The 25286-nt window shown below is 40.0% G+C and carries 22 protein-coding genes; 11 read left to right on the top strand and 11 right to left on the bottom strand.

What is annotated here, in order from left to right; genetic code table 11:
• Window positions 1-69: 69 nt before the first annotated feature.
• Window positions 70-1740 carry a hydroxylamine reductase gene (gene hcp / locus FH976_RS00275; RefSeq protein ID WP_194088904.1) on the bottom strand — a complete coding sequence of 557 codons (1671 nt, stop codon included), beginning with the start codon at window positions 1738-1740 and terminating at the stop codon, window positions 70-72.
• 520 nt (window positions 1741-2260) lie between these two features.
• Between hcp and FH976_RS00270 the strand changes: the two genes are divergently transcribed.
• Entirely contained in the window at window positions 2261-2428 is a 168-nt protein-coding gene (locus FH976_RS00270; protein WP_194088903.1) for a DUF4223 family protein, read from the top strand.
• A gap of 96 nt (window positions 2429-2524) precedes the next feature.
• Here FH976_RS00270 and FH976_RS00265 read toward each other — a convergent pair whose 3' ends face one another.
• Window positions 2525-3502 (bottom strand): leucine-rich repeat domain-containing protein, encoded by a 978-nt coding sequence (locus FH976_RS00265; protein WP_194088902.1) that lies wholly within the window; start codon window positions 3500-3502, stop codon window positions 2525-2527.
• Between the two features lie 241 nt (window positions 3503-3743).
• Complete coding sequence (gene norR, locus FH976_RS00260) at window positions 3744-5297, bottom strand: nitric oxide reductase transcriptional regulator NorR (protein WP_194088901.1); 1554 nt, start codon at window positions 5295-5297, stop codon at window positions 3744-3746.
• A gap of 228 nt (window positions 5298-5525) precedes the next feature.
• On the opposite strand from norR, the gene FH976_RS00255 reads away from it, so the two are divergent.
• Window positions 5526-6728 (top strand): NnrS family protein, encoded by a 1203-nt coding sequence (locus tag FH976_RS00255; protein WP_194088900.1) that lies wholly within the window; start codon window positions 5526-5528, stop codon window positions 6726-6728.
• Between the two features lie 43 nt (window positions 6729-6771).
• Here the strand turns inward: FH976_RS00255 and FH976_RS00250 are convergent, their stop codons facing one another.
• Window positions 6772-7212: an Lrp/AsnC family transcriptional regulator gene (locus FH976_RS00250; RefSeq protein WP_194089097.1), complete on the bottom strand. Its 441-nt coding sequence runs from the start codon at window positions 7210-7212 to the stop codon at window positions 6772-6774.
• 113 nt (window positions 7213-7325) lie between these two features.
• On the opposite strand from FH976_RS00250, the gene FH976_RS00245 reads away from it, so the two are divergent.
• Window positions 7326-7913 (top strand): LysE family translocator, encoded by a 588-nt coding sequence (locus tag FH976_RS00245; RefSeq protein ID WP_194088899.1) that lies wholly within the window; start codon window positions 7326-7328, stop codon window positions 7911-7913.
• A gap of 105 nt (window positions 7914-8018) precedes the next feature.
• Here FH976_RS00245 and helD read toward each other — a convergent pair whose 3' ends face one another.
• Entirely contained in the window at window positions 8019-10166 is a 2148-nt protein-coding gene (gene helD / locus FH976_RS00240) for a DNA helicase IV (protein ID WP_194089096.1), read from the bottom strand.
• 245 nt (window positions 10167-10411) lie between these two features.
• On the opposite strand from helD, the gene yccS reads away from it, so the two are divergent.
• The 5 genes from yccS to FH976_RS00215 all read left to right on the top strand — a co-directional run bounded on the left by yccS (window position 10412) and on the right by FH976_RS00215 (window position 16473).
• Window positions 10412-12631, top strand: a complete 2220-nt coding sequence (gene yccS, locus FH976_RS00235; RefSeq protein WP_194088898.1) for a YccS family putative transporter — start codon at window positions 10412-10414, stop codon at window positions 12629-12631.
• 8 nt (window positions 12632-12639) lie between these two features.
• Window positions 12640-13605: an HlyD family secretion protein gene (locus FH976_RS00230; RefSeq protein WP_194088897.1), complete on the top strand. Its 966-nt coding sequence runs from the start codon at window positions 12640-12642 to the stop codon at window positions 13603-13605.
• An 11-nt stretch (window positions 13606-13616) separates the two neighbouring features.
• A complete protein-coding gene (locus tag FH976_RS00225; RefSeq protein WP_194088896.1) occupies window positions 13617-14549 on the top strand; it encodes an ABC transporter ATP-binding protein in 933 nt (310 codons plus the stop codon).
• Entirely contained in the window at window positions 14546-15691 is a 1146-nt protein-coding gene (locus tag FH976_RS00220; protein WP_194088895.1) for an ABC transporter permease, read from the top strand. Before FH976_RS00225 ends, FH976_RS00220 begins: the two co-directional genes overlap by 4 nt.
• Before the next feature lie 134 nt (window positions 15692-15825).
• Window positions 15826-16473, top strand: a complete 648-nt coding sequence (locus FH976_RS00215; RefSeq protein ID WP_194088894.1) for a DsbA family oxidoreductase — start codon at window positions 15826-15828, stop codon at window positions 16471-16473.
• Between the two features lie 27 nt (window positions 16474-16500).
• Here the strand turns inward: FH976_RS00215 and FH976_RS00210 are convergent, their stop codons facing one another.
• On the bottom strand, window positions 16501-17292 hold the full coding sequence (locus FH976_RS00210; protein ID WP_194088893.1) for an aspartate dehydrogenase domain-containing protein: 792 nt from the start codon (window positions 17290-17292) through the stop codon (window positions 16501-16503).
• 408 nt (window positions 17293-17700) lie between these two features.
• Here FH976_RS00210 and FH976_RS00205 point away from each other — a divergent pair, with 408 nt between their 5' ends.
• Window positions 17701-18153 carry a septal ring lytic transglycosylase RlpA family protein gene (locus FH976_RS00205; protein WP_194088892.1) on the top strand — a complete coding sequence of 151 codons (453 nt, stop codon included), beginning with the start codon at window positions 17701-17703 and terminating at the stop codon, window positions 18151-18153.
• Window positions 18154-18430: 277 nt separating this feature from the next.
• On the opposite strand, the gene FH976_RS00200 is transcribed toward FH976_RS00205, so the two are convergent.
• From FH976_RS00200 to FH976_RS00190, 3 genes are all read right to left on the bottom strand, one after another.
• Complete coding sequence (locus tag FH976_RS00200; RefSeq protein ID WP_194088891.1) at window positions 18431-19399, bottom strand: nucleoside hydrolase; 969 nt, start codon at window positions 19397-19399, stop codon at window positions 18431-18433.
• Between the two features lie 595 nt (window positions 19400-19994).
• Window positions 19995-20375: an ATP-binding protein gene (locus tag FH976_RS00195; RefSeq protein WP_194089095.1), complete on the bottom strand. Its 381-nt coding sequence runs from the start codon at window positions 20373-20375 to the stop codon at window positions 19995-19997.
• Window positions 20376-20415: 40 nt separating this feature from the next.
• On the bottom strand, window positions 20416-21030 hold the full coding sequence (locus tag FH976_RS00190) for a sugar O-acetyltransferase (protein ID WP_194088890.1): 615 nt from the start codon (window positions 21028-21030) through the stop codon (window positions 20416-20418).
• 124 nt (window positions 21031-21154) lie between these two features.
• Between FH976_RS00190 and FH976_RS00185 the strand changes: the two genes are divergently transcribed.
• Window positions 21155-22006: an NAD-dependent epimerase/dehydratase family protein gene (locus FH976_RS00185; protein ID WP_194088889.1), complete on the top strand. Its 852-nt coding sequence runs from the start codon at window positions 21155-21157 to the stop codon at window positions 22004-22006.
• Between the two features lie 40 nt (window positions 22007-22046).
• Here FH976_RS00185 and FH976_RS00180 read toward each other — a convergent pair whose 3' ends face one another.
• Window positions 22047-23243 (bottom strand): HPP family protein, encoded by a 1197-nt coding sequence (locus FH976_RS00180; RefSeq protein WP_194088888.1) that lies wholly within the window; start codon window positions 23241-23243, stop codon window positions 22047-22049.
• 89 nt (window positions 23244-23332) lie between these two features.
• Window positions 23333-24340, bottom strand: a complete 1008-nt coding sequence (locus FH976_RS00175) for a phospholipase A (RefSeq protein ID WP_194088887.1) — start codon at window positions 24338-24340, stop codon at window positions 23333-23335.
• Between the two features lie 342 nt (window positions 24341-24682).
• Here FH976_RS00175 and FH976_RS00170 point away from each other — a divergent pair, with 342 nt between their 5' ends.
• The gene (locus tag FH976_RS00170; protein WP_194088886.1) at window positions 24683-25261 is read left to right on the top strand and encodes a porin family protein; all 579 of its coding nucleotides are present in this window, start codon (window positions 24683-24685) and stop codon (window positions 25259-25261) included.
• Window positions 25262-25286: the final 25 nt, after the last annotated feature.

Below are 25286 nucleotides of genomic sequence, written 5' to 3'. Positions count from 1 at the left end.
GCTAGTCTAGGAGATTGAGGTGAATAAACGTAGCCAACGAAGCTACAGCTTCAAATACGACAGTTATAATTACGCGACTTTTTCACCTAAGATAGTCTTCATATCTTCTTCAACCGTTGAGATTGAACGCAGATCGAATTTCTCTTGCATTACGGCCATTAGGTTATCGGTTAAGAACGCAGGTTTGGTTGGTCCTGTGTAGATACCTTTAATGCCTAACGCAAGAAGAGTAAGCAGAACTACAATCGCTTTTTGTTCAAACCAAGAAAGAACCAGTGTTAGCGGTAGATCGTTGACACCGCAATCAAACTCATTTGCTAGTGCAAGAGCAAGCTGAATAGCTGAGTAAGAATCATTACATTGGCCCACATCTAATAGACGTGGAATACCATTGATTTCGCCATGCTGTTCTTTGTTAAAGCGGAATTTACCACACGCTAGGGTCAAGATAACGCTGTCATCTGGCGTTTGTTTTGTGAATTCATTGAAGTAGTTACGTTCAACTTTGTCTCCATCACAGCCGCCAACAAGGAAGAAGTGACTGATATTACCTTGTTTAATTTGATCGATAACCGCAGGAGCAGCCTCCATCAAAGCATTACGACCGAATCCAACTGTGATCATGTGCTCGATCTCATCATGTTGGAAACCTTCGTGTGCAAGTGCGCAATCAATTACAGAGCTAAAATCATCACCTTCAAGATGAGCAACACCCGGCCAGCCTACAATGCTACGAGTAAATAGACGATCCGCGTATTGACCCACTTCAGGGTTAATTAAGCAGTTAGACGTCATCACAATTGCGCCAGGGAAATTAGCGAATTCTTTTTGTTGGTTTTGCCAAGCGCTGCCGTAGTTACCAGCGAGGTGCGGATATTTGTTTAATTCAGGGTAACCGTGAGCAGGAAGCATTTCACCGTTAGTATAAACGTTGATGTCTTTACCTACCGTTTGTTGCAGAATTTTCTCAAGGTCATGCAAATCGTGACCAGAGACCAAGATACATTTACCTTTCTTCGTTTTTACGTTTACTTGAGTTGGCGCTGGATGGCCATAAGTTAGTGTCTCACCACGATCAAGGATTTCCATGATTTTGTAGTTCATCATACCAATTTGCATTGAGCACTCTAACAAAGCTGGCAAGTCTTGTGGCTCTGTTCCTAACCACGCCATGATCTGATGGTATTCAGTAAAAATTTCCACACTAGTTTGATTAAGAATCCGAGCATGCTCCATATAAGCAGCGGCACCTTTTAAGCCATAAAGGCAAAGAAGACGAAGGCCCATTACATCAGGATCAACGGTTTCATGACCACGGTTAACGGCGGCCAATGGTGCGAATTTAAGTAGCGATTCACGATCAGTTGGAAGCTCAAAAATTGCAGCAGGAGAAAGCTCAGGTAATGCTTTGTCTGCTAATACAGCGGCAGCGCGTACTTTTTCTTCAAGGCGAACTTTAAATTTATAAGCAGTGTTTGAAAATTCAATGATGCGATCTTCATCGAAGTTAACGTTAGTTAAAGTAGAGAAGAATGCTTTTGGTGCCCATTCATCAATTTCAGAATCGATGATGCCATATTCACGACCAAGTTCAGCCCAGAAAGAGACACCTTGTAAGGTATACACTAGGATATCTTGTAGATCCGATACATCGCTTGTTTTGCCACACATACCCTGAGAATAAGAACAACCACTTGATACAGGGGTACGAATAGTTTGTTCACATTGAATACAAAACATGATTTTAAGCTCCAGTAATAAATAAAAACATCGCCTCATAAATTGAGACAAATAAAAACTTATTACTGTAAATGCACAATACATGCCAACATGTAAAGCATTGATTTTAAATGATTTAACAAACCATTAACCATGTGGTTTGTGGTGGTAATAACAACGAGAGATGTGATTATTACAACGTAATGTATTCATTAAGAATACGGCATGCAAAAACAACAAAATTAGTACTATCCATATAAATGGGCATGCCTAGTGTCTTATTGCCTTAAAGGAAAACGCCACGATCGCTATAGATAATCAGATAATTGGCACTTTTAGCTAATTATATACACCCAATCTCCAATATTTCATGCATAAGCAATATATTAACATTAGCTTGCAATCGATTATCAAAGCACCACATTCGTATATTCAGCTTCATAAAAATCAATAATATATCTTCATAAAAATGATTTGATATATTATTGATTTGTTGCTACATTTTACCGCTTAAAACATTATATTATATAAGGATTTAATAATGAACATTACAAAATCAAAACTAGCTTTCGTTGCTGTTGTACTGACTGTTCTTGCAGGTTGTACTGGTACTGTAACTAACCAAGCTGGTACTTGCTCAACTGATTACTTACTTGTACCTGCCATTTCTATTCCAGCCATTATTGGTGCATGTGATACTGCAAAATAATTGTTAATACATTATTTAAAGTAATTCTAACGAAAAAATCGCCATTGGCGATTTTTTTTGTATTTCAAATAAGACAACTACAGAGAATCTATTTTATCACTTCCTTTTAATGGTTACTTTGTCATCAAACGCATGCTTTCCGATCGTTTTGACTGAGCTAGGCACCACCATGTTAGTTAAATAATTACCACTGAAAGCCTCAACACCAATAAATATAACTGAATTTGGTATGGTTACTTGGATTAAATAGTTACCGCTGAAAGCCCCATCACCGATGCTCTGTAATGAATTAGGTATTTTAACGCTCGTTAACCCTTTAAATAAGAAAGCACTCTCTCCAATAGTCGTCACTGGAATACCATCTAAATCGTTAGGAATAGTAATATTTTTTTCATTCGAATGATAAGCCAAGATTGTTCCGGTATTCTTGTCAAAATCCACATCATCTAATGTTAGTACAGCACTAGGTAATTCATTATAAGCAAAGGCTCCTTTGCCTATATTTGTTGCTGTATTAGGTATTTTCACACTTGTTAACGCATTCTTTGCAAAGGCCCAATCACTAATAACAGTGACTGATTTAGGAATTGATAAAGTAATTAGAGAGTTTTGAGCAAACGCCCCCTTGCCAATCGTTGTCACTGAGTCTGGAATTATGACACTGGTTAAATCATTATCCGCAAACGCCCCTTCACCAATAATGACCACAGATTTTGGTATCGATACTGTTGTTAACGTGTTTTTTGCAAAAGCCCAATCACTAAGAACGATAACTGAATTAGAAATAACTACCTTGGTTAATACATTATTAGCAAACGCCGTTTTACCTATATTCGTAACATTATTTGGAATAATTACATTGGTTAAAGCATTATTCGCAAAGGCAGATTCATTAATAGCGGTGACTGAATCAGGAATAACCACATCCGTTAAACCAACCCCGGCAAAGGCCTTGTCACCTATAGTAGTCACGGGAACTCCATCCAAATCATTCGGAATAATGAGGTTTTTATCATTGGCAAGATAACCCGTAATCGTGCCTGATTGCTTATCGAATTTGAAGTCATTATTCAATTGATCACACCCTACTAGCGTTAAAACAGACAATAAGAGTATGGTGATAGTGGCAGGTTTTATCATAATAGAGTGTGCTCGTAAAAGTTGAACAGTAAGAACGAATATATTGATGTATGCTAAATCTGTTATTTATGACTTATTATTGAATAGCAAAGTCTACCATACATCATTTTAAAGACCGATAAGCCCATCCACACTTTATCTTTTCATTCGGTTAATCAGCCTATTAAAATAGAAACTACACACCTAATTTTTTCCCCATTTTATATAAGTTTCCTCTATCTACCTGTAAGAATTCCGCGGCTTTGGCCCACACGCCACCATTTTGTTGCAGAGCATGTTCAATAAGCTGTTTTTGATATGTTTCAACGGCGCTACGCATGGGGATCGATTCCATCGGCAATAATGAAGAGGTTGCTTTCGATGATTTCATTTTTTTAGCTGAGTTATCTGATCCCAGATCGGTATTAAAATGGCGCCACTCAATCAATTCCGCGTGTTCTTGCATAGCTCGTAGGCCAGTCCTCATCAAGGCATGCTCAAGCTCTCGCACATTACCGAGCCATTGCTGCTGTTCAAGCTTTTGTAAAGCAGAAGGATGAATATGCAGCGTTTTTAATTGAAATTGAGTGCGAATCGTATCAAGAATATGACCAATTAAAACGGGAATATCCCCTTCTCGCTCACGTAAAGGTGGCACATGAATCGGAAATACATTTAAACGATGAAATAAATCTGAACGAAAACGCCCTTCATCCACTTCTTTATCCAGCTCCCGATTAGTCGCCGCAATAATACGAACATCAATCAAGTTATTTTTATCTGCGCCAACTCGCTGGACTTCACCTTGCTGGATCACTCGTAATAATTTCGCTTGTAACAATAATGGCAACTCTCCAATTTCATCTAAGAAAATCGTCCCACCATCGGCCAGTTCAAACTTACCAGCGCGATGAGAGTTAGCGCCTGTAAATGCACCTTTCACATGGCCAAATAGCTCACTTTCCGCAATCGACTCTGGCAGTGCGGCACAATTGACATACACCATAGGTTTATCCGAACGCAGACTTTGAGCATGCACTTGATGTGCCACGAGTTCTTTTCCAGTCCCCGTCTCACCGCTAATCAGAACGGCATAATTGGATTTTGCTACCATTTTGATGTTGCTTAACAACCGCTGAATTTGTGGGCTAATACCAACCAATTTACCACCACGATTTCGAGCCTCATCGATCAATAATTGGTTGATCGATTGTTGCTGATGATTCGCTTTATTCAATGCTTCAAACAAACTGATATTACGCACAATCCCAGCGGCTAAAGTCGCAAATGTTTCTATGGTTGAGTCTTCAATATAGTCAAAAGCACCCGTTGCTTGAGCATCTAATGTTAATACCCCCACGAGTGTATCTTCTACGTATAGGCTGCATCCCATACATGAATGCACATCAATTTTATGATTAGGATCATCACTTAATAATCCATCAAATGGATCCGGCAACTCGGAATGAGTAGGAAAGCGTACGGGAGTCCGGCTCTGTAAAATCATATTAAGCCGTGGATGAAGATCAGGTAAAAACGTACGACCCAGAACTTCATTCGATAATCCACTCATCGCCACAGGTACAAGATGGCGTTGCTGGTTTAAAATAAATAACGCACAAGCATCGCAAGGCAAAACTTGCTGCAAAGCATCAATCAATTTTTGATAATGTTGGGCCGTCGGTGTTTTTGCATTAAGCTCTAACGCAATTTGTAGCAACACATATTCAGGCGATGTGTTTTTAACCATAAATGTTACTCATAAGTTAATAATAAATAAAGAAATGGATCGAGAATTTAAATCATCAACACACGAATCGCACTCAAACTAACATAACGATGTGTAAATAACATCATTCTGTTATCAATTAAAAAATAATAACTTAAAATCAATAGATTACATATTGGCACGATTAGTGCTATACCTATTAGTGTTAATTAATGACATACACAATAACTTTGCTAGGGATCTTCTTTAATGATGAACATAACTGATAAAAACATCGAAGATAAAATTACGCCACTATTACGGCTTGGCTTTCGACCTTTCTTTTTGCTTGGTGCTATTTACGCCCCACTTGCGATTGCGATTTGGGTTTATGCTTTCCAACACGGTCAGCCAAGCCAGCTACATGTTCCTGCGCTTTGGTGGCATGTCCATGAAATGATTTTTGGTTTTGCGATGGCGATTGTGGCGGGTTTTTTATTAACTGCCGTACAAAACTGGACTGGGGTAAATGGCACCAAAAGTACAACTTTAGGTATTGTGGTTTTATTATGGCTATTACCAAGAGTGTTATTTTGGACACCCACTCCACTGTGGATTATTTCTATCATTGAAGCACTATTTCTTGCGGCTGTTGCTTATGAGATATCGATTCGAGTCATCAAATCAAAAGGCTATCGCAATCTTATCTTTTTACCTTTTTTCGTACTTGCGATTGTGGCCAATTTTTCTGCCTACGCCACGATTAAAGGCATGCCCCCTTTTCCTGCCATTGCGGTATGGGAAGCCATGATTTGGTGGTTTGTACTACTCATCTCGATTATGGGTGGACGCGTGATCCCTTTCTTCACGGCTAAGCGCATGAATTTTGAGAAAGCTAACTCATTATTATGGCTTGATGCGGCAGCCAACACACCACTAGTGTGTTTGTTCATTTTAAGCTTCTTTCCCATTACCGCAGCGAGCATCAGCCCAGCATTAATGGTATTTGCAGCCGTCATGCAATTTGCTCGCTTCTTACGATGGAAACCTTGGACGACATTTAAAGAGCCTCTCGTTTGGTCTCTGCACACCGCTTATGTTTGCATTCCGGTCGGACTATTGATAAAAGGCCTAGCATTACTGGGCGTTCTTGATAATGGTTATTTTGTTTCGCACAACATGATCCATGTGCTTGCGATTGGTGCGATTGGTGGTCTAATTTTGGCGATGATCACTCGAGTCACCATGGGGCACACAGGACGCGAAATTTACAAAGGCCCCGCGATGTGGCATGCCTTTTTAGCTATCGTGCTAGCGGCAATCATCCGAGGTGTTGGTGTCGCATTTTGGCCAGAACACATGATGATACTGATCAATATTTCAGCGGTATTATGGATTTATGCTTTTGCATTGTTTGTACTTAAATTCGGCTCCATGTTATGTAAACCAAGAGCGGATGGGCACCCAGGTTAAGGTATCCAAAACGTTAGCCCCCAATATGAATTTATTGGGGGCTTTAACTACGATCTTTAGGAGAATCCATAACCACCAATGTTGTAATTGAATTGACCTGTGAGATCTCACCTAAAACGTTAGAATGGAATTTTTTATAGCTGCTTAAATCTTGAGTTTCAACTCTCAGTAAATACTCATTGCCACCTGTAATGTTATGACACTCCGTCACTTCTTTTGCTAACAACACCCGCTCCTCAAAACCTTTTTGTGATTGCTGACTATGGCTAGATAAACCAATGGTGACATAAGCGATAAACCCTACGCCTAACTTTTCAGCATCTAAAATCGCCCGGTAGCCTTGGATCACGCCACTTCGCTCTAACTCTTGTACACGGCGTAAAGTTGCAGAGGTCGATAAACCGATTCTTTCCGATAGCTCCACATTGGATAAGCGCCCGTTCAGTTGAAGCTCTTGCAATATTCTGTCGTCAAATCTATCCATCATTTAATTTTATTGCTCAGTTAGTGTTAATCACACATAAAATAGGCATAAAATTTATCGAAAACCCGCATAACATACAACCCATAATCACTTACTTTATTGGAATAACATTGATGGAATTGCAACAACTGATCGCTTTACTGACTTTTGTATTGATCACGACCATATCTCCCGGGCCAAACAATATTATGGTCATGGCTTCTGGCGCTAACATCGGATTTATGCGCACGATCCCACATATATTGGGCATCATATTTGGCTTCAGTTTTATGGTGATTATGGTCGGGGTTGGGTTAATGAGAGTATTTGCTTTTTATCCACTCCTTCATCTTATTTTGAATGCGTTTTGTATCACTTATCTTTTCTATTTAGCATGGAAAATCGCACAATCGAAACCCGATAATGATGCAAACTCATACCAAGCGATGAGCTTTATCGCAGCCGCCAATTTTCAGTGGATCAATCCAAAAGCTTGGACAATGGCAATAACCGCTGTCAGCGTTTACAACACCTCTGAAAATTGGCAAGGGGTATTATTCGTCTCATTAATGTTTGCTTTGATCAATATTCCGTCAATGAGCTTATGGGCATTCGCAGGGCAAAAATTGCAAGGATGGTTAAGTAAACCATTAAGGTTGAAGTGGTTTAACTATTCAATGGCGGGATTGCTTACTCTCTCCGTCATACCCATGCTTTTCTGATTTATTGATGTCTAACAAATCGCTGGCATAAAAAGATCGATAGCATAAAAAAGATCGGCGGTGTAATAACTTACCTCAACCGATCCTTTTTATTTAAAAATAGGATTATCTTTTCTTCACATTAATTGGATATCGCCCTGCTTTTAGCTCTTCAACAAACACTGAAGGTTTCGCGTTGTGTAAGATCCATACCTGTTCTTTAGCACGAGTCATTGCGACATAAAACAACCGACGCTCTTCTGCAAATGGAAAATTATCTCGACCTGACAGTAATGCATCATGTAAATGTTGCTGACGTTCAACGGCAGGAAGTTGACCATCATCTGCAGAGACAATAATCACGTAATCCGCTTCTTGGCCCTTACTCGCATGACACGTTTTAAATTGTATATCGACATGCAAATGCTGTTTTTGTAACGTTTTTAACGCTTTTGGTTCATGGTAGTGGTTACGGCCTAATATCAGCACCGTTTTTCGTCTTGTCGTTTGTTTAACGTTAAGTTCATCTAAGATCGTTTCAAGATGATGCATTGGCGCAACAGTGACCGCTTTTTGTGTTTGATGTTTATGACTGTTGAGGTTTTTCGCTAATTGATACGGATTCGATTGCACGAAACGGTTCGCCACATCACCGATTTGATTATTAAAACGATAGGTTGTATCTAAATAATGAATTTGAGCATGAGGAAAGCGCGTTTTAAAATCAGTCGTCAAATTAACATCTGCGCCTGCAAATCGATAAATCGCCTGCCAATCATCCCCAACAGCAAATAACGAACATGGCTGAATCAATTTAGTTTGCTCTATTGTGATTTGATTACGTGTTCTTTGACAAATGACATCCAGTAATTCTAAACGGCTTGGTGAAATATCTTGATATTCATCCACCATTAAAAAATGCCACTTAGGAGTAAACTTCCCTTGTTTAACATATTGGATGGCTTTGAAAATCATACTGTTGAAATCAATTTGATTCTCTTCTTTTAGCATTTTTTGCCATGCTTGGTATGCTGGCCATGCAAGTGTTAGCTCACTGCTTAACCGCGGGTAATCTTCGCGATCAATTAATCGTTCTTGGAGCTCTTTTTTACTATTTTGCAATGACGAAAGCTGATCGACTTGCTGTTCTAGCCAGGCGAGTAATTTTGGATTTTCAACATGTGAACCAAGCTCTATATCACCACGTAAAAAAGCAATTGGCCATTCAGCTAAATGTTTCTGCCAACGTTTAAAGTTAGTTTCTGTCATCCAATGCATTTTTAACCACTGTGAAAACCATGCTGTTTTTTGAGCTGGCGTCGTTGCTAGCGGTGATATTTCGACATCATTTCCTTCCACATGGCGAATAATACTTAGCCCTAATTGATGAAAGGTATGAACTTGAATTCCTTTTGCTTCATTGCCCCACTTATCTTGTAAGCGTTGTTTCATTTCCTTAGCCGCTTCTCGCCCAAAAGCCACCATCAATATTTGCTCCGCCGTCGCTTGAGCGCTTTGTAACAAGTAACCTACTTTCGCGGTGAGAACGCTTGTCTTTCCTGAACCTGCTCCCGCTAAGATAAGTGTATGGTCATCATTAAGCAAAACGGCTTTTTGTTGCGATGGATTAAGCGGTGAACGTTCGCATTGCTTGAAGAATTCACTCCATTCATTGGTTTGATTTTGGATCCAGACTTGATTTCGTTGCTCAATCGATAGTTCTGGATGCGTTAACCAGCGTTTTAATCCACCCATTAATAGCATGCCCGAAGACAGCGAATCATGCTCACTTTGCTCATTGATATTAGGAAAAAGATGAATGATATCTGACAGTTCTAATTCTTTTTTGCCTAAATCATCACAAATAGCATTCATCCAATTATTAATGGCTGAATGCGTTAAGTAATTAGGTTGGTTCACTAGCTCTTGTAACTGTTTTAACCAAGCCGGCAGTAATTCAGCCAGAGTGTTATTTTGATCCCTTTGCCAATCACGGTATTCACTTACTGCTAATATGGCAAAGTGCTGACAATCTTGCCAAGGTAAACCTTGAACTAACCACTGTAATTGCTGATCGTCTTCTTGATGAGCATGAAAATATAAATTGCCCCACTTCAAACCTCGTTCAACCGTAATATCCCCATTCCATGCAGCGAAAGGAATTTGAACTTCATCGTTGGTAGACGATAGCGTCACACATTGATCTTTCAATTCAACTTGATGATATTCATTTTGAATAAAAAATTGAGCCATTCGACTCGCGCTTAACTGCATGGAGGTTTCCTTCACTAAAATCGGCATATGCAAGGTAATTGAAAGTGTCATCTCTATAACCTTGAGGATATACAAGCTAAAACCGCGACCGCTGATCGCTTTTGTGGCAAATAATACCAGTAAGCCGAATAAAATTGTCAAAAAAACACTATTTCATTATCTATGATCAAGTTTAGCCACTAGGGTTTATCCATTGAAAGCGCTATACTCAAAGCCATTAATATCATTGGATTCTTTTTGATTTTATGGTGCATACACTCCGTCAATTTCGTCATTATTGGTCCGATAAAACCATTAATTACTGCGTTCGTATTTTAATTGCCCTACTTGGGGTTGTACTGCCTTGTTGGTACTATCAATTTAACCAAGAAATTACGCCACTAATTTTAGGCCTCATCGCCGCGGCATTAGCCGAAACGGACGACAGTTTTACCGGGCGAATAAAAGCCCTCTTTCTCACCTTTTTTTGTTTTGCCATTGCCTCTTTATCTATCGAAATTTTATTCCCGTACCCTTTATTGTTCGCTATTGGCCTTTTTACGAGTACTTTTGGTTTCATTATGCTCGGCGCGATTGGCCCTCGTTATGCCAGCATTGCTTTTGGCTCTTTATTATTAGCTATTTACACCATGCTCGGCATTCATATCAGCACCAACATATGGGCTCAACCAACCTTGCTACTTATCGGCGCAGCATGGTATTCATTGGTTTCGATGGTGTGGCAGATTTTTTGGCCAATGCAACCTGTCCAACAAGGCTTAGCTAATGTTTTTGAAGAACTGGCACAATATCTTGAGGGCAAAAGTGAACTCTTTCATCCAGTATTAGAACTTACGCCCCAACCTTATCGGATCTTAGAAACAAAGCTCAACTCCAATACGGTCAATGCCCTTAATCAAGCCAAAAACACCTTATTAAATCGTTCTAAACGTGGGCATGTTGACGGCCCAAGCGATCGATACTTACAAGTGTATTTCCTCGCTCAAGATATTCATGAACGCATCAGTTCAACCCATTACCGATACCAAGAACTCGCTGAACACTTTTCACGCAGTGACGTTTTGTTTCGCTTTAAACACCTTATGCTTGCTCAAGCTAAAGCATGTAGAGATATTTCAGAAGCGTTAGAAACCGGATCGCAATATGTCTACGATGGCGATTCAATCATGGCTTTAGATGAGCTACAAGCTTCTATGCAATACCTAAAAGATCAGCAAAAACCAGAATGGAAATCACCTTTAGCCCAATTATTTTATTTATTTAATAACTTAGTTACGGTTGAAAAACAGCTGTCGAATGTGAGCAACCCTGATGCAACCAAAATTAGGTTAGAAAATACCAGCGATGAAGCCAGTGATTACTCTTTGCACGATACCACCGCGCATACTCCAAAAGTCATGTGGCAACGGATCCGTAATAACCTCAATACCGACTCAATGCTATTTCGCCATGCGCTCAGAATGTCGATTGTTATCACTATTGGTTACGGCATTATCCAAGGCTTTGATTTAGAACGTGGCTATTGGATTATGCTCACCAGCTTATTCGTATGCCAACCGAACTTTAGTGCCACTCGTCACAAGCTTATCGCACGAGTGATTGGCACGATTGTAGGGTTATTAGTCGGAGGCGCATTATTAACCCTTTTCCCATCACAAGAAAGCCAACTGGTTTTTTTAGTCTTGGCTGGTACCTTATTTTTTGCGTTTAGAATGAATAACTACGGATCGGCGACCGCTTTTATCACACTTTTAGTTCTATTTTCTTTCAACCAGCTTGGTGAAGGTTACGCTGTCATTTTGCCTCGTTTAGTTGATACGCTAATCGGTTGTATTCTGGCCGTATTTGCAGTGCGTTTTATATTGCCAGATTGGGAAGCCAAGAAATTACATCGCGTGATGTCTGAAGCAATTCAATCGAATAAGAATTATCTGGGGCAAATCATAGCTCAATACCGAGTTGGTAAGCGTGATGATGTCAATTATCGTCTTGCTCGTCGTGTCGCGCATAATATGGATGCCACACTCAGTACCACCATCAGTAACATGCTGGCAGAACCCAATAAATATCGTAAGGCCACCGATGAAAGCTTTCGTTTCTTAACGCTAAATCATGCCATGTTGAGCTATATTTCAGCATTAGGTGCCCACCGAAAACGCATTGATAATCAAGACACGCATCTGCTAATTTTGGAAGCACATAAAGATATCCATGATAATTTAGAGCGTTTAGAGCAACACTTATTTACCCAAGATAGCGACATCACACCTGAATCTTTAAGCAGTGATTTGGACAAACGATTGAGTGAATGGCGTGAAGGGGATGATGAATCTGTCCGCCTCATTTTACAGCAATTGCATTTAGTGTATCGAATGCTGCCTGAGCTCTACTCGCTTGCTAATAAATTTGCCGTCAGAACACAAAATAACTCAAATGAGAAATTACCACCGCCTTCTACTGTATAAGGATCATTATGAAATCCATTTCTAACTATTTGAAAGCCAGTGCGGTATTAAGCATCGCTCTTGTACTGGGCGGTTGTAATTTTGGTTCTTCATCTTCCCAAGCTCTTGGCACTCTAGAACGTGATCGCATTGCACAAACGGCTGTGACCAATGAAGTGGTCATCGATTTACCAGTAAAGAAAGGCTCAGTGGTTAGCAAAGGTACGGTATTAGTTCGCCTTGATGACACTTACCAAAAAGCACTCGTCAATAAAGCGCAAGCGCAAGTTTCTCAAGCAAAAGCCAACTTAGATAAACTAGAAAAAGGCCCAAGGGAAGAAGATATTGCCGCATCTAAAGCTAATGTTTCAGGATCTAAAGCCAATTTAATTGATGCACAAGCCACTTATAAACGCCAACAAGCCTTAGTCAAACGCAAACTGGCAAGCCAATCTGATCTTGACCAAGCACTTGCTACTCGTGATTCTGCTCAAGCAAAACTTAATAGCGATCAAGAAAACCTTAATGCCCTACTTGCAGGTAATCGAGAAGAAGATATTCGCATAGCAAAAGCGGAGCTTAAAACCCAGCGCGCACAACTGACAGCTGAAAAGAAAAAACTCGCAGACTTAACCATTATCGCTAGCCGTGATGGAGTTTTAGATAACCTACCGTGGAACTTAGGCGAACGTGTTACCGCAGGAAGTCCAGTCGCCATCTTACTCGCCAGCAAAGCCCCTTATGCACGCGTTTATATTCCAGAGCCAAAACGCGTCAATATCCATATCAATGACAGTTTAGTCATCCATGTTGATGGATTAGATGAAACAATTAAAGGCAAAGTAACCTGGGTTTCAAGCGAACCCGCGTTTACTCCTTATTATGCGTTAAACCAAGAAGATCGCGCCCACTTAATGTATTTAGCTGAAATTCAGCTTCCCGATGATTATGCAAAACTCCCCTCTGGCATTCCGGTTCAAGTGGACTTACCATGAATAAGGCGGCTATGAGCGAATTCGTGATTGAAACTGAGCAGTTAAGCCGTAACTTTGGTGAATTAAAAGCGATTGACTCACTTAATTTACAGGTCAAGAAAGCTGAAATTTATGGTTTTCTTGGCCCTAATGGATCAGGAAAAACCACTGCAATTCGTATGCTAACCGGTTTATTGAGTCCCACCAGCGGCAATATTCAAGTGCTTGGTCATCACTTGCCACAAGATGCTGAAAAACTGCGTATGAAGATTGGCTATATGACGCAAAAATTCTCGCTCTATGACGATCTCACCGTACAAGAAAACTTAACCTTTATCGCTAAAATTTATGGATTACGGGCGAGAGAGCAGAAACAGCGTATTGAAGAACTCCTTTCTATTTACGGTTTAGATCAACGTAAAAAACAAATGGCAGGCAGTATGAGTGGCGGCCAAAAACAGCGTTTAGCGCTCGCAGCTTCTACACTACACAAGCCTGAGCTACTGTTTTTAGATGAGCCCACCTCGGCGGTCGATCCTGAAAACCGCCGCGAGTTTTGGGAGCAATTATTTGATTTATGCGAACAAGGCACTTCAATTTTAGTGTCCACGCATTACATGGATGAAGTCGAACGCTGTCATAAACTGGCGATTTTAGAGTCCGGTCACAAACGCGCTGACGGCTCACCGGATAAATTAATGAGTCAACTCGGGGCTCATGTGGTTGAGATTGAAAGTCATAACTTGCGCCAACTAAAACAGCATCTTATTCAACTGCCACAAATCATCAGCGCCGCACAATTAGGTTCGCGCTTAAGAGTCTTAATCAAAGACACCCAACATGACCCTTTAGCCTTTTTGAACAATCAACCGCCGCTTTCTGGTTTCAAACCTGAGCAGTTTTCACTGGTACGCCCAAGCCTTGAAGATGTTTTTGTCACTTGTACCGGAGATAGCAGGCAATGATGTTTTTATCTCGTATTCAAGCTATCGTTTTTAAAGAATTATTGCAGCTTAAACGCGATAAAATGACCTTTCGCATGATCATTATGATCCCAATCATTCAGCTACTTCTCTTTGGTTATGCGATAAACACTAATGTCCGTCATATTCCTGTTGGCGTGGTTGATTTAAGCCAAACCACCTTAAGTCGGGTGCTAATTCAAACCGTTGAAGCCACTCAAACGGTGACATTTACCAAGCAATATACCGATTTAAATCAAGCACAAAAAGACATTGCAAGCGCTAAAATTCGAGCGGTGCTTTATATTCCACACGATGTATCTCAACGACTCGTGCGCAGTAACAGCATCGGTCAAGCCACGCCAAGCGCAACCGGTGGCGAAACCAGCCGACCAATTGCCCAATGGATTGTAGATGGTTCCGATACCATTATTGCCTCAACGATTAAAGGCTTACGGTCGATGCCATTAACCGAATTATTAGACAAACCGGCTAATCAAAAAACACCTACCTTTGCGACCACCATTTTATACAATCCCGAACAGCGTACCGCCGTTAACATCATCCCAGGGCTCGTAGCAGTGATACTCACCATGACGATGATCATGTTTACTTCGGCTGCCATTGTACGCGAGCGTGAACGAGGCAACATGGAAATGCTGATCACCACACCTGTTCGTTCTATGGAATTAATGATCGGAAAAGTGATCCCCTATTTATTCATCGGGATCCTACAAACCACCATTATTCTCGCATTAGGTTATTTCTTATTTAACATCAGTATTCAAGGTGGTTTAATCGCTCTTGGCATTGCAACGCTATTGTTTATTTTGGCAAGTTTGACTCTAGGTTTAGTACTTTCAACCATCGCGACTAATCAGTTACAAGCCATGCAAATGACCGTTTTTATTTTATTACCATCAATTTTACTTTCTGGATTTATGTTTCCTTATGATGGCATGCCAGTTGCGGCGCAATATATTTCTGAGATCCTACCTGCCACTCACTTTATGCGTTTGATTCGTGGCATCGTTTTGCGTGATGCGGCTATCCTTGATATGAGTTACGATGCTTTATGGTTATTAGGATTTAGCGTGGTTGGCATTCTGATTGCTTCAATGCGATTTAAGAAACGTTTAGATTAATTTATCATCATCTAAATGCTATCCCCGACATTGATCACAATTTTATTGTTAATATTGTTATCTATTACTATTGACTCTCAATATCTAACTTTCATAATGACTCCCTCACTTTCGAAAAACGGCAAGGATGCAGTATGTCCGATAAAAAACTCAAAATTGATATTATTTCAGATGTGGTCTGCCCTTGGTGCGTAATTGGCGTTAAGCATTTAAAAGACGCCGTAGTCAGAAATAATTGGCAAGATAAAATTGCGATTGAATGGTATCCATTTGAGCTAAATCCAGACATGCCAGCCGAAGGTGAAAATTTACGCGATCATATTGCCCGAAAATATGGTGCTAGCGTTGAAGAAAGTGAGCAAAATCGCCAACGTTTAATCCAATACGGTAAAGCGGTCGACTTTGAGTTCAACTTCTCTGAAGAGTCTCGAATTTACAACACCCGTCAATGCCATGTTTTATTGGATTACGCCTACGAACTTGGCCTACAAACCCAATTGAAAATCGCCTTTTTCACTGCTTACTTTAGTGAAGGAAAAAATATTTCAGATACTGAAGTACTTCTAGAGATTGGTGAAAGTGTCGGTCTGAATGCCGATGAAATGCTAGCATATTTAAACGATGCATCAGAACATGACAAAATTGATGTAATTGAAAATCAATGGCATGAAATGGGGATCAGTGGCGTACCAACCATGGTGTTTAACAATGAAGAAGGTCTAACCGGCGCGCAAAGCGTTGAAGATTATGAAAAAATGCTGCGTTCGTTTTTAGAAGAATAAAATAACCTTCACGCCATGAGTAATAGACTAAAACACAATCGCTGATGTAATGTTCCTTAGAGTATTTACAACACTCCAACCAGCTATATCGGATGTTTTGCTGTAGACGTCAATAACCGCTTGAACTTGATCATTTTTGATTTCAATTCGATGGTCGTCTCCAACATAATTCGGGATCGATTGTATTGATACATCTACTTTTTCAGGACCAACAGAGGCTAATGATGCAGCAACCGCAACATTAACTCGGGTAGGAAAAAGAGCAATAGCATCAATAGCATTTCCTTCAAATACCTGATGTGTCTGCTTTTGTAACTCTTCGGTATAAACAGGGGTGCCTTTCAAAGAGTTTGGCCCTTTTTTGGTCTGAAACGATACGTCGCACTCCCCCATCAATGCCGCCGTTCGCATGACATCAAAACCACCGATAGCACCAGGAACAAGATGAACTCTTGCCTTATTTTGATAAGCCGTCACCTCTACTTTTTGATAAAACTCAGTATCACTGAGAGCACCAATAGATAGCGTCACTATCGATATACCGGCTTGTAAGGCAGGCAAAGCGAGATCTCTCATCGCCTGAGGTGATGCCATTTCTATAATATAATCAGGTTTTAATTCTATTAGTTCATCAAGTGTCTGGCATGGTACGCATATGTGATGACCATCAGCTTGGAATTTATCGACCAAATTTTTTACTTTTTCTGGCGTTCTTGAATAAGCCCCTATCATTGTGTAATCAGGAAGGAGCCCATTTAACAGGGCATCAACAACAATATTTGCGAGCTTACCACACCCTACAAGTGCTAATGTTTTCATATTATGTCCAATAATCCGTTATTTTAATATCAAGAATAACTTAGCTGAACTGAGCATCAAAGACCAGTGTATTGAAGGAATAAGGGAAGTTAAAAATAGATGCGTATTTAATAAAATTAAGTATCAACTCACTTTAAGCAAAAGTTAAGTTAGCCTTGATTATCTAACTAACTCAACGCTGGACATTTTCGAAGTAGAAAGTGCCACGAGTTAAAAATCAAACTGTGACGAGTTTTAGTTTCGGGCGAGTGGCTATCTGCATGGCATAGCTGCTAAATCAACAACCTGACATAACGCTTAATGGGTCGTAAACTTGACGTTATCAATGACAAACCTTTCATGAATATGACGTAAAAAAACGTGGTAATGAAAAGATTGGCAAATCAACCACAACGAAAACAGATAAATATGAAAAGAATAGATTCTCCAAATCACATGCATAAGCTGAATGTTTTTTTTATCGCTATCGTTCTTATGATATTAACCGGATGCACCTCAACTTCGGCAATCGGCGAATCAAAAACAAAGGATTATGCCAAATCACACACTCTTATTGGTCAAGCTTCTTGGTATGGCAACAAGTTCCATGGAGAACTTACGGCAAGTGGTGAGACGTATAACATGAATGCCTATACTTCGGCTCATAAAACCTTGCCATTTGGGACTATCGTGAGGGTAACAAATACAGCCAATAACAAGTCTGTTAATGTGAAAATCAACGATAGAGGTCCCTATGTAAAAGGCCGAGTTATCGACCTTTCTTACAAGGCATTTGCACAAATTGGAAATGTTAAGAAAGGAACAATACCCGTCAAAATTGAGATTATTGATGACAGTAATACCTTTAGATATAAACACTAACCTTCATTCATAAGAAAATAGATGTCAAAAGGGATCCACTGGCATGTTTATAAAATTACTCACGAACTCGTTTCGGGGCATAAATGAGCTAGTGAATTTAGTAAATGAAATTACTTTTTAGTATGGAAAGACACTTAGCTCGGTGTTTTGTATTAATAGTGCAGATCAGTTTAAATTGAAGCAGATGAAGCTGACATTGCCTTTGAGCATTTCTACGCATTGTATCTAGAGGATGAGCCTGCCGCACATTTTCCAATATTGGCGACAGAACCAACTATTACTGTTGTGAATAGTGTATTAATGTCTCTCTGTAGAGTGAGAGTAGAGTGTCGCTATCTACTTGAACACCAACCTGTTGTGCTGGAAATAAGCTCCATTCATCGTTCATATAGTTACGTTGATCAGCTTTCTGAATAGTCATCCCTTCCGCAGGTCCATCTGTGACTACCCTGACAGGACCACTACGACTTGTAAAAAGAGATGGTTGAATAACATAAGCGATAGCTGATGGGTCATGAACATGACAGCCATCCATTCCTACTTTTTCAGAATAAAACTTTAAGTAGTAACGGCTGATATCCCAGATGAACTGTCCAACCTCTCCAGCGTCTTCTCGCAACTCATCAAGGTATTGACGGGTAAAAAAGCTTTCCTCCGTCACATCGAGCCCTATAATGACTACAGGCCATGATGCCGTAAACACCTTATCGGCAGCATGAGGGTCATCATGAATATTCGCTTCTGCAAATGGTGTCACGTTCCCTCTATGGCCGTTTTCACCGAACGCACCCCCCATAACGACCACTTCTTTTACCAAGTCGACGATATCAGGAGCAGCTTCAAGTGCAAGTGCAAGATTAGTTAGAGGACCGACAGCCACCAGAGTAATCTCTCCAGGTTCAGCTCGAACACTGTCGATAATGAACTGATAAGCGGGCTTTTTAATCGTTTTAGAATCTAGTGAACTTGGTGCTGTCACATCCCCCAAACCAGTCTCACCATGCACCACAACCGTTGCTCCAACGAGATCTCTTATTAGGGGCTTATCCGAACCTTTAGCAACGAGTGCCTTCATACTGAACTTTTGCTTCAGATAGAGAGCATTTTGAGTGCCATTGTCTATCGTCGCATTACCATAAACAGTTGTGATCCCTATCAGATCAATATCTGGATGCGCTTCTGCAAATAGGATTGCCATTGCATCATCGATGCCCGGATCTGTATCTAGGATGATTTTCTTTGTCATATCAGACTCTAATTAAATAGTTGAAAAAAATAGACAATACCTAGAAAAAACACTGATAAACGTGACTTAAATCTCATAATGAGAGCATATTAACTTAAACACTCAAGGTGTGGATTGTTCGTATGAATATTGTACTACGATCATTTTTTCTGTATGTTCTGGAAAAATTAATAAATTTTAATTCCTTTAACTAATCGACTGAAAATTCTTTTAACAGTTTTACAAATGCTTCACATCCATTCACAGATAGTTGCATCAACCCCCATCCTAATAGATTCGTTTCTTAACTCTGGTATTAGCTCCGTTTATGTAGGCACACTACTGATATGACGAAAAGTAAGTTAAGTGGCACTTGGGTGTAGCTATGTGTTCATTCGGTCGAAGCAAGCAATGGGGCATAAATGAGTTTATCTCCTCCATCATCCCGTACATGTGCCTAAGCGAAGAAGATACGGGATCTCGCTTTTACGTTAGCTTCATTGATATAAGAGATTCTGAACTACACTCCTTCGTCGCTATCCAGAATGACAACTTCTAGGGCATTTTTAAGTTAGCTAATACGCTGCGACTTCCACTACTATTTAGCCTAATTGTTCTACTCTTCCCATTTTCGCTTCATATTGGCGATAGTTTTCGCTTCAATATTATGAATACTGCCAAACTGCTCACGGCAAACTTGAATATAGAGTTCTGCGCCAATCGTCTGCGCTATATCCTTATAAGCCTGCATTTCCCACTGACAGACAAAAGTATTAGACACAATGACACTAAAACCTTGTTCTAAATGTTGGCGAGTTTGCTGTTGGCACCACTTATGCGCTTGATTCAATTTCTTGGGATCAAAGCGATACTGCCCTTTGCTATTAACAAAATACATATCGGTTTCTACGTGAATCGTACCCGTATTTTGAGCTGATTTTTTAGCAAGCGTTGATTTTCCCGAACCGGGTAAACCGCGAATTAACGTTAAGCTTATCGGCAATGATGCCACCTTACTTGACCTCAAATTTAATATTCTAAACCCAACTATCTAGGCGATATTTAATCAAAACAGCATCTATATCTTCTTGGGTTGGCATCTCACCATGCTCGATAGTTTTAATCACTTTGCATGGATTCCCGACTGCAATCACGTTATCTGGAATATCGTTTGTCACGACACTTCCTGCCCCAATCACACTATTACTGCCAATGGTCACGCCACCTAATACGATAGAACCCGCACCAATCCAAACGCAGTCACCAATCGTGATCGGTTCACCACATGCAAAGGGCTGTATGCGCTCACTTAATAAAATCGGATGACTAGCGGCGCAAAGCTGTACATTTGGTGCAATCAACACATGATCGCCAATAGTAACGGGCGCAATATCTAACACGATTAATCCGTAATTGATGAAGCCACTCTTACCTATGGTTAAATTCTGTCCGATATCACAAATAAAAGGCGGCTCAATATGTGTACCTTGATAATTAATAATGATTTTATTCAGAATAGTTCGACGTAGTTCTATTTCGCTTGGTCTTGAGTGATTAAAATCATACAGTAGTTCTTTACACTGCATTTGCTTATCAATTAAGTCTTTATTAATAAGCGTTTGAACGCTGAAATCACTGAGTTTATTAGCCATTAGCTGCTCGAAATATAGTTAGGATGATTGAGAAACGAATTAAACTTCATCATACTGACTTTCTCATTCTATAGTGTTTTATGCTTAGCATTTATCAAGAAAGTTTTTAGAGGCAAATCAATTTATGGATAAAAATCAACAAATCAGTATTTGTGGTTGTGGCTGGCTTGGTTTACCACTCGCCGCACATTTAGTCACTCAAGGTTATGCAGTTTATGGTTCAAAGCGTAATGTCGAGGATCTTAAAACTCTCCAAAGTCTTGGTATACATGGCATAGCACTTCAGCTCCCCTTTAACAGCGTCATCAATGAAAATACTGATTTAACATTATTTTTCAGCGCTGATATTTTGATCATTAACGTGCCACCAGGTCGAATGGCGAACAGCGCAGAGCAATTCAAGAAAAATGTCATGCAATTATCAGATCTCGCTAAACAACACGGCACAAAAAAAATCATTTTCATTAGCACAACGAGCGTATATGCAGAGTGCCAAGGTGAGATAACGGAAGATACCCCAACTAATCCAAATACCGAATCTGGCCATACGCATGTTTGGCTCGAAGATGAATTACGCCAACAATGGCAAGATGATCTGGTTGTGCTGCGTTTATCGGGTTTAATTGGCTCCGATCGCCACCCGACCAAACATATTGTGAAACGTTATGAAGCAACGGGAGAGCCACTTGAAAATGGTTTAACTCCAGTGAACTTAATCCACCAGCAGGATATCATTACAGCAATACAAAGCATGATCATGCAATGGCCAGAACGCAAAGTGCTACACCTTTCGGCTCATACTCACCCAACCCGAGAGCAGTATTACCAGGCAATGGCGCAACACTTAAATCTCACTATTCCAAAATTCTTAAATAACGGTGAAGGTAGTAAGTGGATAAATGCAGAGCAAAGCTGTCAAGCACTCGGATTAACGCTAAAGTACCGTGATTTAATGCTATTTAAGCCTTATGCGTAAAGGGTTAAAAAAATCCGTGACTTAATTGATACACAAAAAATTAAGACGCTTTTTGATTCACTGAATACAAGGCACCGATTAAATCTGATTGCGTAATAATACCGCACAGTTTTTGTTTATCATCCAACACCGGAATATGATGTAAGCCGATATCCGATAATAAAGGCACCAAGGCGACAATATGGTCGGTGTCTTTTACGGCAATAACATCCCTTACCATCACATCTTGCACTCGATTATTGACTTCTTTTTTATGCTTACGCTTAACCAACATACCACTTAAATGTTTCAGTAAACCCGAGTAGCTAGGCACAACTAGATTCTTTAAAAAATCGACACTGGAGATTACACCCAGCAACTCCTGTTGCTCATTCACCACCGGCAACATGCTGATTTTATGTTTGTGTAATAACTTCCATGCTTGACCTAATGAAGCATCTTGATTAATGGTGATGAGATCTTGTGACATAATATCTCGGCTTAATATTTCCCCACTCCGCCGTTGATAAGCATGCCGTTGAGCTTGTTGATATATTTGTTCTAAGTCTTGTTCACTCACCGCCAAAACCGTGTCAAAACTGTTGATCGCTTGCATCAAATCTTCTTGTTGTAACCCCAACCTTTTAAGCGGGCTCTGATCGTTATGTAGATGAACCGGATCGAATTTTTCAGGTAAAACCGATAGTTTCCGGCGTAAAACCCAGCGATTTAAAATCAAACTAACGATTAAAAAAATCACCACATTTAGCATCACTGGAATAAGTAAATCATAGCTAACATCAATATTACGGCTTGCAATCACAGGCACTAACGCGGTTGCCGCGGCCGGTGGATGCATACATTCGAAGATGTACATCAACATTAAAATAATGGCGATAGTCAGACTTGCTAATAATGCAAAATCTGAAATCACCATTGTCATACTGATCCCCAAAATAGCAGCAATAGTGTGCCCAGCAACAAAACTCCAAGGTTTCGCTAATGGGCTACTTGGCAAAGCAAAAATAATAACAGCAGACGCCCCCATTGAACCTAATAATACTAAAATCGCACTAGGTTCTTGCACTTGAGTACTGATAGTTGTGACCAAAAAGATAGTGGCAAATGCCGCCATCGCTACTTTGATTCGTTCAAATAAAGGGATGGTGGAAATACTTTGGCTATCGTTATGAACAACCCCGAGCTGTGCCAATAGCCGTAAGAACCATTTTTTAGTGTGTTGTGAAATATATTGCATTGAAAAGTTCTATATACTCAAAAAATCATGCCCTTGTCACTAGGCATTTAAGGATAAAAAAGTGCCGCCTCATCAATCAGAGGCTCCTATTACAATAAACCGGTTATCGCGATGCCTAGGCCTATTCTCTGCTGGTTCTGGTTGTAATCAATCAAACTGCTTCCGTAACCCGATGAGTATTGCGCATAAGCTCTAACTTTCCCCCAGATAGGGAATGTAACACCGACTTCAGCATACCCTTTGTGAGTGGCAAAGTTTTCTCGACCTAAAAAAGAAAACTCGAAACTATTGACTTTATAGGCACTGGTTAATTCAAAATGTCCCATGTAATCTTCGATATCTGGGTTATCATCGCCATCTGAGTCCATTGGATCCTTTTTCTTATCTTCAGGAATTCGCCACCAAGGCTGGATTGCGACCAAAAAGTTTTCTTTGGAATAATAAAACTGGGCGTAAATACGATTCCAACTGCGAGACAAATCTTGTCGTTGACCATTGGATTCATGTTCAATACCAAAACCTACCGCTGTTTTACCATCAAAAGGAGTCCATGCTGTAGGTGCGATATAAAACACTTCCGGTCGGTAATTAGTTTCACGAAATGGACGAGAGATTTCATCTGCGTAGACTTGCCAAAATGATTTAAGCGTCATGCCGAAATACAGCGCATCTCCCTCAACCATGAGATCGCCATAATTAAGGGGTACTTTAAAACTAATTTGAAATTCTGCTTCTGCATGTTCTAGCCCTTCAGACCACTCCGTGCCCTCATAAGCTTTTTCATTAATTTTGTTGCTATACGTAATTGGCAATAAATAGTTGAGGCGATGAGCTGTCATCACAAAAGGTTCAAATGCTGTTTCACGCTCTGATTGATATCGTTGACTGGCTAAGTTTCCTTCCGGTTTTTCTTCTTCCGTGGTTTGAGTTACGTTATCCAAATCACACTGCTTTCGTAGCTCAGCAATAGTCTCATCACCACTTTGCTGTTTTATTTTATCCAACAAACACAGGTCATAAGCACTTGGTGTTTCAGCCCAAGCCATCGGAGCACACAACATGTTCAACAATATTACTTGAGTAGCTTTGATTCTCATTACAACTCCTTTACCGCTAAACCTCATGTTATAAGGTGACTTAACGTATTACTTATCGACCAATTCAAATCATGCAGCTAAATATTTAAAGTAAAGCCAAGGCTTAGATCATATATGCAGCAACGAATTGTAAAGCTTTATTATTAAAAGTTACACTTATGTTGGTTTTATTTTTTGTTCTTATTCGGCACCATAAGTTATATATAAAATACACCTTCAGTTAAGTTTAAGTACCACATCACGGATCTAAATAGTAATCGAACAAAACAGCGTTAATATTATTTATTATACGGCTAAAATACATTGGCACTCGGTGTAACCCACTTATCACAAGGCTTAGCAATGAAACGATATAGCTTACTTTTACTTTGCATGACAACTAGCAGTAGCTACGCTGAGTTAATAATAACGCCAATGATTGGTTATACCTTAGGTGGAAGCGTAGAGGACGACAGCGGTAACACCTATGATATGGAAGGAAGAAGTAGTTTTGCACTTGCGATTGAAGTGCCCGTAGAAAAGGGCCGTGTTGGATTATTCTATTCCCGACAAAGTGCACAGCTAGAAGGTCTGAATATAAACTCGTCCATTCAATACCTGCATTTTCAAAGCAGCTTAGATATGCCTATTTCAGAAAACTTTATCGGCTATATTGGTGTTGGTCTCGGTGGGTCTTATGTTGATGCCGATTGGGTCGATAATAATATTGGCTTTTCCGCGACAGGTTTTGCTGGATTAGAGTATCGTTTTACCTCCAACCTAGCACTGAATGCGCAAATTCGATGGCTGGGTACCTCGGTCGATAATAATAATTCAGCTCTATGCTATAGCGACCAAGGCAATAGCAAATGCCTTATTCATTTCGAGTCTGATTGGGTCAATCAATTCCAATCGAATGTTGGCATGACATTTCGTTTCTAAGTGAGTCGTTGCATATCTGAGCCAA

Origin of the sequence: Vibrio hibernica (genome assembly GCF_015223435.1) — a bacterium.
GTDB classification, from domain to species: domain Bacteria; phylum Pseudomonadota; class Gammaproteobacteria; order Enterobacterales; family Vibrionaceae; genus Vibrio; species Vibrio hibernica.
The sequence above is the reverse complement of the archived record's forward strand: the minus strand, read 5'-3'. Positions and strand labels throughout refer to the sequence as shown.

What these genes read in the sequence shown, in the direction of transcription:
- hcp (WP_194088904.1), bottom strand. Translation starts at nt 1,740, where the DNA reads ATGTTTTGTATTCAATGTGAACAAACTATTCGTACCCCTGTATCAAGT.
- FH976_RS00270 (WP_194088903.1), top strand. Translation starts at nt 2,261, where the DNA reads ATGAACATTACAAAATCAAAACTAGCTTTCGTTGCTGTTGTACTGACT.
- norR (WP_194088901.1), bottom strand. Translation starts at nt 5,297, where the DNA reads ATGGTTAAAAACACATCGCCTGAATATGTGTTGCTACAAATTGCGTTA.
- FH976_RS00255 (WP_194088900.1), top strand. Translation starts at nt 5,526, where the DNA reads ATGATGAACATAACTGATAAAAACATCGAAGATAAAATTACGCCACTA.
- FH976_RS00250 (WP_194089097.1), bottom strand. Translation starts at nt 7,212, where the DNA reads ATGGATAGATTTGACGACAGAATATTGCAAGAGCTTCAACTGAACGGG.
- FH976_RS00245 (WP_194088899.1), top strand. Translation starts at nt 7,326, where the DNA reads ATGGAATTGCAACAACTGATCGCTTTACTGACTTTTGTATTGATCACG.
- helD (WP_194089096.1), bottom strand. Translation starts at nt 10,166, where the DNA reads ATGCAGTTAAGCGCGAGTCGAATGGCTCAATTTTTTATTCAAAATGAA.
- yccS (WP_194088898.1), top strand. Translation starts at nt 10,412, where the DNA reads ATGGTGCATACACTCCGTCAATTTCGTCATTATTGGTCCGATAAAACC.
- FH976_RS00230 (WP_194088897.1), top strand. Translation starts at nt 12,640, where the DNA reads ATGAAATCCATTTCTAACTATTTGAAAGCCAGTGCGGTATTAAGCATC.
- FH976_RS00225 (WP_194088896.1), top strand. Translation starts at nt 13,617, where the DNA reads ATGAGCGAATTCGTGATTGAAACTGAGCAGTTAAGCCGTAACTTTGGT.
- FH976_RS00220 (WP_194088895.1), top strand. Translation starts at nt 14,546, where the DNA reads ATGATGTTTTTATCTCGTATTCAAGCTATCGTTTTTAAAGAATTATTG.
- FH976_RS00215 (WP_194088894.1), top strand. Translation starts at nt 15,826, where the DNA reads ATGTCCGATAAAAAACTCAAAATTGATATTATTTCAGATGTGGTCTGC.
- FH976_RS00210 (WP_194088893.1), bottom strand. Translation starts at nt 17,292, where the DNA reads ATGAAAACATTAGCACTTGTAGGGTGTGGTAAGCTCGCAAATATTGTT.
- FH976_RS00205 (WP_194088892.1), top strand. Translation starts at nt 17,701, where the DNA reads ATGAAAAGAATAGATTCTCCAAATCACATGCATAAGCTGAATGTTTTT.
- FH976_RS00200 (WP_194088891.1), bottom strand. Translation starts at nt 19,399, where the DNA reads ATGACAAAGAAAATCATCCTAGATACAGATCCGGGCATCGATGATGCA.
- FH976_RS00190 (WP_194088890.1), bottom strand. Translation starts at nt 21,030, where the DNA reads ATGGCTAATAAACTCAGTGATTTCAGCGTTCAAACGCTTATTAATAAA.
- FH976_RS00185 (WP_194088889.1), top strand. Translation starts at nt 21,155, where the DNA reads ATGGATAAAAATCAACAAATCAGTATTTGTGGTTGTGGCTGGCTTGGT.
- FH976_RS00180 (WP_194088888.1), bottom strand. Translation starts at nt 23,243, where the DNA reads ATGCAATATATTTCACAACACACTAAAAAATGGTTCTTACGGCTATTG.
- FH976_RS00175 (WP_194088887.1), bottom strand. Translation starts at nt 24,340, where the DNA reads ATGAGAATCAAAGCTACTCAAGTAATATTGTTGAACATGTTGTGTGCT.
- FH976_RS00170 (WP_194088886.1), top strand. Translation starts at nt 24,683, where the DNA reads ATGAAACGATATAGCTTACTTTTACTTTGCATGACAACTAGCAGTAGC.